The 8246-nt window shown below is 71.5% G+C and carries 5 protein-coding genes; 4 read left to right on the top strand and 1 reads right to left on the bottom strand.

Annotated elements, in window-relative coordinates; all coding sequences use genetic code 11:
• The 4 genes from G4D87_RS28935 to G4D87_RS28920 form a co-directional block, all read left to right on the top strand.
• Positions 1-1010 (top strand): ADYC domain-containing protein (locus tag G4D87_RS28935; protein ID WP_240358692.1); only part of this gene is annotated, 1010 nt, incomplete at its 5' end.
• A 156-nt stretch (positions 1011-1166) separates the two neighbouring features.
• Entirely contained in the window at positions 1167-2381 is a 1215-nt protein-coding gene (locus G4D87_RS28930) for an efflux RND transporter periplasmic adaptor subunit (protein ID WP_163785940.1), read from the top strand.
• A 43-nt stretch (positions 2382-2424) separates the two neighbouring features.
• The gene (locus G4D87_RS28925; RefSeq protein ID WP_163785939.1) at positions 2425-5616 is read left to right on the top strand and encodes an efflux RND transporter permease subunit; all 3192 of its coding nucleotides are present in this window, start codon (positions 2425-2427) and stop codon (positions 5614-5616) included.
• A gap of 84 nt (positions 5617-5700) precedes the next feature.
• Positions 5701-7665, top strand: a complete 1965-nt coding sequence (locus tag G4D87_RS28920) for a 4-alpha-glucanotransferase (RefSeq protein ID WP_163785938.1) — start codon at positions 5701-5703, stop codon at positions 7663-7665.
• 11 nt (positions 7666-7676) lie between these two features.
• Here the strand turns inward: G4D87_RS28920 and G4D87_RS28915 are convergent.
• A partial coding sequence (locus G4D87_RS28915; protein WP_163785937.1) for an AMIN-like domain-containing (lipo)protein occupies positions 7677-8246 on the bottom strand: 570 nt, incomplete at its 5' end.

Raw genomic sequence — 8246 nt, 5'->3', positions numbered from 1 at the left:
GCGCTGCGGACATTGCCCTCGTGGTCGGGCCGGGAGGGTGGTCGGTGATGGGCGCTTGGAAGCAGACGGTGGCTGCGCTGGTCAGCGCGGTGGGCATGGTGGGGTGTGCGGGCAATGTGACGGAGTCGGAGCCGGTGGCGCTGCGCTCAGGCGTGGCGGAGCTGGTGGCACCGAACGGACGGAACCTGAATGGCCGCAACCTGAATGGCCGCAACCTCAACACTCCCGAGCTGGGACAGCTGCTCGTGTCGGTGGACCTGGCGGGCGCCCGCCTCGAGGACGAGGTGCTGGGCGCGGTGCGGCTGGAGGGCAGCGTCTTCCACGGCGTCGCCTCCAGCGGCCCGGTGTCCGGCGAGGCCTTCCTGGGCGCGCGCTTCACCGGCAACCTGGGCAGCGGTGACACCGTGGAACTGCGCGTCGACGGCATCGAGCCTGGAGCGGGCGCGGACGCGGACGTCTGGGCGTACCAGGTCTCCTACTACGACGTGGCCGATGCGCTCTGGAAGCCCGCGTGCGCGGCGGCGGACGGCTCCGCGCTGGGCGCCATCCCCGTGGCGGGCCGGTGGGACTATCGCGAGGGCGTTCCGGGCGGCGGCGCGAAGGTGGATGACGCCGCGCGCTTCACCTTCGCCTGCGAGGGGGCGGCCATCGCCAAGTGCGTGCGCTTCGGCTACCGGCCCTGGGGCACCACGGCGGACGGCCTGATCCTGGCGGACCACCACCAGGCGTGCACGCGCATGGTGCGCGCCGACTTCTGCGGCGACGGCACGTCGCACACCACGGATGGCCAGTGGGTGAACCTCCATGACGGCGTGAACGTGCAGACGGATACGGAGGCGTGGCCGCACGAGGCCGAGTGGGACGCCAATGGCGCGCGCTGCTTCACGCAGACGACGCGCGCGGCGCAGGCCGTGAGCTGCCCGGGGCAGACGCCGCGCACCCACTGCGGCAAGTGGGCCCACTTCCAGGCCGGCACGCTCATCATGAGCGAGGTGCCTCCCGCGCCGTAGGCACTGTCCGCCCTGGCGCGCTTGAGAAGGCTCGCCAGCCCGTCAGCCCGGCCTGCTTGCTGGCGGTGGACGTTGTCGTCAACGGCTACCGGGGGCAGGGGGCCGACACCATGGTTAGGCGGCTCGCCGTTGGGGGGCGGAGATGGGAGACGCGCTGTGAGACGGGCTCGAATACGACAGGTCTTCGGCGGAACCTCGGCGGGGATTCTGATGGGGCTCTGCGCCCTGTCCGGTTGCCGCAAGGGCGAGGAAGCCGCGCCCGCGCCTCGGCAAGAGGAGCTGGAGGTGACGCTGGGCCAGGAGAACGTGGCCCGCGCCGAGGTGCGGCAGCTGCGCTCCGGCCCTGGCATCTCCGGCAACCTGCAGGCGCGCACGGCGGCGGCGGTGCGCGCGGAGGTGGGCGGCACCATCCTCGACATCAAGGCCCAGCAGGGTCAGGTGGTGAAGCAGGGCGAGGAGCTGGCGCGCATCGAGGACGTCACGCTGAAGGACCAGCTCATCGCGGCGTCGGCGGCGGTCCGCACGGCCCGCAGCGCGCTTCGGGTGGCCGAGGCCGAGCAGGAGCGCGCCGCGAGGCTGTCCAAGGCGGGCGTCATCACCCAGCGCGACTTCGAACGGGCGGAGCTCTCCATGGAGCAGGCCAAGGGACAGCTCGCGGAGGCGCGCTCCCGGCATGCCCTGGCGCGGGAACAGCTCAACCGCGCGCGAGTCACCGCGCCCTTCGCGGGGGTGGTGAGCGAGCGGCAGGCCAGCGCGGGTGACGTCGTCCAGCCCGGCGCGCCGCTCTTCACGGTGGTGGACCCGCGCACGTTGCGCCTGGAGGCCTCCGTGCCCGCCGCGCTGCTCGAACAGGTGCGGGTGGACACGCCGGTGGAGTTCCACGTCACGGGCTACGGGGACCGCGCCTTCCGCGGCACGGTGGAGCGCATCAACCCGGTGGTGGACCCGGCCACCGGCCAGGTCCGCCTCTACGTGGCCATTCCCAACACGGACCTCCAACTGCTGGCGGGCCTCTTCGCGGAGGGGCGCGTCGCCTCGAAGGGCACGCAGGCGGTCGCGATTCCCATCGACGCCATCGACGACACGGGGACCGAGCTCGCCGTGCTGCGCATCCAGGAGGGACGCGTGCAGCGGGTGAAGGTCACCCTGGGCCTGCGCGACGAGGTGGCGCGGCAGGTCGAGATCCGCTCAGGGCTGGAGGACGGTGACGTGGTGCTGCTGGGCGCCGCGCGGAGCGAGGTGACGGAGGGCGCGCGCGTGAAGGTGTCACCCCCGCGGCCGGACTCGAAGCCCATGGGGGAGTCGGGGCCCGGCGTTGGCGGCTCGGAGGCACCGCCGCCCCCGTCTGGAGCGCGGCAGCCCACGCCGTGAGGCCGCGCCGTCCCACCCTTGCTCCAAGCCTGGAGTCACGTCCGTGTTCATTTCCGACTTCGCCATCAAGCGTCCCATCATCACCATCACCTCGATGCTGGCGCTGGTGGTCTTCGGGCTCGTGTCGCTGGGACTGCTGGAGACCGACGAGTTCCCCGACGTCCAGCCCCCGGTGGTGAGCGTCACCATCGTCTATCCAGGCGCCTCACCGGAGACGGTGGAGCGGGAAATCCTCGAGCCCATCGAGGACGCCATCTTCGCCATCAGCGGCGTGGACCCGAAGGAGACGACGTCCATCGCCACCGACGGCCTGGCGTCCTTCACGGTGTTCTTCGACTTCGAGAAGGACATCCAGGAGGCGACGCAGGACATCCGGGACGCCATCTCCAGCAAGCGCGCGGACCTGCCGCAGGAGATGGAGGAGCCCATCCTCACGCGCTTCGACCCCGCGGACCAGCCCATCATGTCCCTGACGCTCACGTCGGAAGGGCTGGACGTCGCGGCGCTGTCGCTGGTGGCGGACCCGACGGTGGTGGGCGAGCTGCGCTCGGTGCCCGGCGTCGCCCAGGCGGAGGTCGTGGGTGACGTGGCGCGGGAGATGACGGTGCAGCTCAAGCCGGAGGCGCTCCAGGCGGCGGGCCTGTCGGTGGCCGAGGTGGTGGCGGCGCTCCAGGCGCAGAACCTGGCGGCGCCGGTGGGCCGCATCAACGCGCCGCTGACGGAGGAGTCCATCCGCCTCAAGGGCCGGCTGGAGAAGGTGGACGACTTCCGGCGCATGGTGGTGGCCTCGCGCAACGGTCAGGCCATCCGCCTGGAGCAGGTGGCGGACGTCTTCGTCGGCGCCGAGGAGCCGCGCACGCTGGCGCTCTTCAACGGCGCCCAGGCGGTGGGCATCGAAGTGCTCAAGACCCGGGGCTACAGCACCACCGAGGTCGCGGACGCGGTGCGTGAGCGGGTGGAGGCGCTCCAGGCGCGGCTCCCCGCGGGCGTGAAGCTCGAAATCGTGCGCGACGCCGGCGTCCGCGTGGAGAACGCCGTGGACAACGTGCAGTCCGCGCTGGTGGAAGGCGCGCTGCTCACGGTGCTGGTCGTCTTCGTCTTCCTCAACTCGTGGCGCTCCACCGTCATCACCGGCCTGGCGCTGCCGGTGAGCGTGCTGGCGTCCTTCATCAGCGTGTGGGCCTTCGGCTTCACGCTCAACACCATGTCGCTGCTGGGCCTGACGCTGGCCATCGGCATCCTCATCGACGACGCCATCGTCGTGCGAGAGAACATCGTCCGCCACGTGGAGATGGGGAAGGACCACTACACGGCGTCGCGCGAGGGCACCTCGGAGATTGGCCTCGCGGTGTCGGCGACCACCTTCTCCATCGTCGCCGTCTTCGTGCCGGTGGCCTTCATGTACGGCGTGGCTGGTCAGTGGTTCAAGCCCTTCGCGCTCACCATCGCCTGCGCGGTGCTGGTGTCGCTGTTCGTGTCCTTCTCGCTGGACCCGATGCTCAGCGCGTACTGGCCGGAGCCGCCGAAGAAGAACCCGGGCTTCATCACCCGGACGCTGAACCACTTCAACGGCTGGTTCGACCGGCAGGCGGAGCGCTACAAACACGTCATCGCCTGGGCGCTGGACCACCGGCTGGTGATGGTGCTGGTGGCGGTGGGCTCGCTGGTGGGCGCCCTGGTGCTCCAGGGCACCGTGGGCGGCGCGGGCTTCGTGCCGGTGAGCGACCGCGCGGAGGTGGAGCTGCTGGTGGAGACGCCGCCGGGCTCCAGCCTGGAGTACACCCGGCGCAAGGTGGACGATGTGACGCGCGCCCTCCGCGCCCATCCCGAGGTGGACTACACCTACGCCACCATCGGCGTGCCCCTGGCGCTCAGCGCGCCCGGCGTGGACCAGGCCCTGGTGTACGTGCGCCTGACGCCCAAGGCGGAGCGCGACGTGAGCCAGGACGCATTGGGCGTCCAGTTCCGCGAGGAGATGAAGCGCATCGGCGGCGCCACCGTCTCCGTCTTCACCTCGGGCTTCGGCGGGGCCTTCAAGCAGCTCCAGTACGAGCTGCGCGGCCCGGACCAGCGGGTGCTCACGCAGCTGGCGCAGCAGGTCCAGGAGGAAGTGGAGCAGGTGTCCGGCGCGGTGGACGTGGGCCTGTCCACGCGCGGGCAGAAGCCGGAGCTGGAGGTGGAGCTGAACCGCGGGCTCGCCGGACAGCTCGGGGTGACGGTGGGGCAGGTGGCCCAGGTGCTGCGGCCGGCCTTCGCGGGCCTGGACGTGGGCGACTGGGTGGACCCGATTGGCGAGACGCGAGACGTCATGGTGCGGCTGGCGCCAACGGCGCGTGACAACCCCAACGACTTGTCGCAATTGCCCATCTCCGTGGGCGCGGCGGCGGGCGGGCCGCCCCGGTTGGTGCCGCTGGGGCAGGTGGCGGACATCCGCCAGACGCTGGGCCCGGCGCAGGTGACGCACCTGAACCGTGAGCGCGTCATCAACGTGCAGGCGAACGTGCAGGGGCGCTCGCTGTCGGAGGTGGGCGCGGACATCCAGGAGCGGCTGGACGGCGTGAAGCTGCCGCCGGGTTACACGCTGACGACGGGCGGCGAGTCCGCGGACCAGGCCGAGGTGTTCATGCGCGTGTTCATCGCGCTCGGCATGGCGCTGATGCTGATGTACCTCATCCTGGTCATCCAGTTCGGCTCCTTCCTGGATCCGCTGGCCATCCTCCTCTCACTGCCGCTGTCGCTCATCGGCGTGGTGCTGGCGCTGCTGCTCACGGGCGACACGCTCAACCTCATGAGCCTCATCGGCATCATGCTGCTGATGGGAATCGTGGCGAAGAACGCCATCCTCCTCATCGACTTCGCCAAGTGGTCACACGAGAAGGGCATGCCCCTGCGCGAGGCGCTCATCGAAGCGGGCCGCATCCGCCTGCGCCCCATCATCATGACGACCTTCGCGCTGGTGGCGGGCATGGTGCCGGTGGCCATCGGCGCGGGCGAGGGCGGCGACTTCCGCGCGCCGCTGGGACGCGCGGTGATTGGCGGCACGATTACGTCCACGCTGCTGACGCTGCTGGTGATTCCCACGGTGTACGAAATCCTGGTGGACGGCCGGACGTGGGCCACCCGCGTGCTGCGCAAGCGCTTCCGGATGAAGCCTCCCGAACAGCGGCCCCACGTCCCAGGCGCGGGCGGCGGCCGTGGAGCGCCCCGGCCCGCCCCTCAGGCCCGGCACGATTGAGGGCTCGGCGACGAACGGGCGAACTCGGGACGACAGGACGGTTGGCGCAGCGCGCCAGGGGCCGTAGGGTCAGCCCCTTCCGCCATGTCTCGCGCCTTGCTGCCTGAAAATCACCACCGACTCGTCACCGAAGCCCTGGCCGCGCTCGACGTCCGCAACTGGGTGCTCAGCATCCACGACCCGAGCTTCCCCAGCCTTCCAGAAGAGGACACGGGCTGGGGCTCGCCGTACTCGGAAGGGGCGGCGCGCTTCCTCGCGTTCTCCCGGGAGCTGGGCTTCAACGGCATCCAGTTGGGGCCGCAGGGGCAGGTGACGGAGTTCAACGCCTCGCCGTATGACGGCACGCTCTTCTCACGAAACCTCCTCAACGTGGCGCTCGCGCCGCTGGAGGCCGACGAGCCCTGGGGCGCGCTGCTGCCACCGGGCCGCGTGGCGGAGCTCGCCGCCAGCCGTCCCTCGGCGCTGCCCCCCGGCGAGCGCTTCCGTCACGCCTTCCGCGCGCAGACCACGCTGCTGAACGAAGCGTGGCGCACGTTCCAGCAGAAGCGTGCGGCGCCGGACGCCGCTCCGCCCATCCGGGCGCTGGCCGCGCGCTTCGACACCTTCCGCCAGCAGCACCGGGCCTGGCTGGTGCGGGACGCCCTCTTCGACGTGCTGTGCGAGGAGAAGCGCGAGCCGGACTGGCGGCGCTGGGCGGACTCGCTGGACGGGCGGCTGTGGAACCCCCGTCCGGAGGAGGAAGCGGCGGCCGTCGCGCGCCTGACGCAGCTGGAGCTGCGCTACGCGGACACGCTGGAGCGCTACGCCTTCTGTCAGTTCCTGGTCCACGCGCAGCACCACGGCCTGCGCGAGCGCGTGGCCGCGTGGCGGCTGAAGCTGTACGGCGACCTCCAGATTGGCCTGTCGCCGCGCGACGCGTGGGCCTGGCAGGGCCTCTTCCTGCGCACCTACCTCATGGGCGCGCCGCCCAGCCGGACGAACCCGGATGGCCAGCCGTGGAACTATCCGGTGATGGACCCGGAGCAGTACTTCGAGCCGGACGACGCCGGCGCGAACGCCGGGAGCCGCAACGGGCCCGTGCTGCGCTTCATGAACGCGCGCATGGACAAGATGCTCGGCGAGTACGACGGGCTGCGGCTGGACCACCCGCACGGGCTGGTGTGCCCGTGGGTGTACCGCGCGGACCTGCCGGACGCGCTGTGGTCCGTGCAACATGGCGCGCGGCTCTTCTCGTCACCGGACCTGCCGGACCACCCGGCGCTGGCGCGCTTCGCGCTCGTGCACCCGGCGCAGGTGGACCGCGCCGTGTCGCGCTACGCGGACCGCTGGGTGAAGGACCTCTCACCCGAACAGGTGCGCCGCTACAGCGTCCTCTTCGACACGGTGGTGGAGGCGTCCCGGCGCAACGGGCGGCAGCTGGGGGACCTGCTCGCGGAGGTGCTCAGCACGTTGCCGTACCCGCTGGAGCGCGTGCTGGCGCAGTACGGCCTGGGCCGCTTCCGCGTGACGCAGAAGGCGGACCTGCACGACCCGGCGGACGTGTACCGCAGTGAGAACGTGGGCCCGGAGGACTGGGTGATGGTGGGCAACCACGACACGAAGTCCCTGTGGCGCCTGGTGGCGGATTGGCAATGGAAGGGCACGCTGCGCGCGCAGGCGGAGTACCTGGCCGCGCGCTTGTGTCCCGAGCCCTCGGAGCGCGAGGCCTTCGCGCGCGAGCTGTCCACGAGCCCGGGACGGCTGGCGCAGGCGAAGGTGGCGGACCTGTTCGCCAGCCGCGCGCGCAACGTGATGATGTTCTTCACCGACCTGCTCGGGATGCCGGAGACGTACAACGCGCCCGGCACGGTGGATGAGCGCAACTGGTCCCTGCGCGTGCCCCAGGACTGGGCGCGGCAGTACCGCGAGCGGCTGAAGGCAGACGCCGCGGTGAACCTGCCCGCGGCGCTCGCCATGGCGCTCCGGGCCCAGGGCGCTTTGGCCCGCGCGCGGCACCAGCGCCTGTTGGAGGGATTGGACGCGCTGGCCCGCGAGCTGCGGGCCGGGTGACGCCTGGGCCCTCAGTGCTTCACGTCCACCACGAGGCGGGTGGGCTCGCTCAGCTCCATGACGCGGAAGTCGTTGGGCGCCTTGTTGCCCAGCACCCACGTCACCTCGGCCTCGAAGTCACACGTGCGCACCAGCTCCAGCAGGGTGGGCAGCCTGGGCTTCAGCTCCAGCGCGGCCACGGTGGCGCGGCCCTGGTCGTCATGACCGCGCGCGGGTGAGAGCGTGACCTGGAGGAAGCTCTTGCCGGCCAGGGGCGTCTCGTCGCCGGAGCCACACTGGATGATGGGCTTGTCCACGTACTGGAGCTGGTAGCCGGGGACCCGCGGCCCGTCGAACTCGAACACCACGCGGTCGAATTCCGCATGCGTGCCGGCGCGCACCGAGCGCAGCGTCACCGACTGGGCCGGACGCCGCTTCAGCGTCACCGGCGTGGTGGTCCACTCGCGGTTCCTCGGGGCCTCGGGCGGCGCGTCTTCCGTGGGTGCGTCCGAAGGCGGCGCCGTCTCACTGTCACCCATGGAGGCCGTGTGCACGGGAGGCCTGGCGGCGGCCTCGCCCTCGCGCGGGAGGGTGCCCGGGGG

The organism is Myxococcus vastator, from assembly GCF_010894475.1.
In the GTDB taxonomy this organism is placed as follows: domain Bacteria; phylum Myxococcota; class Myxococcia; order Myxococcales; family Myxococcaceae; genus Myxococcus; species Myxococcus vastator.
This window is presented reverse-complemented; position numbering and strand designations above follow the sequence as displayed.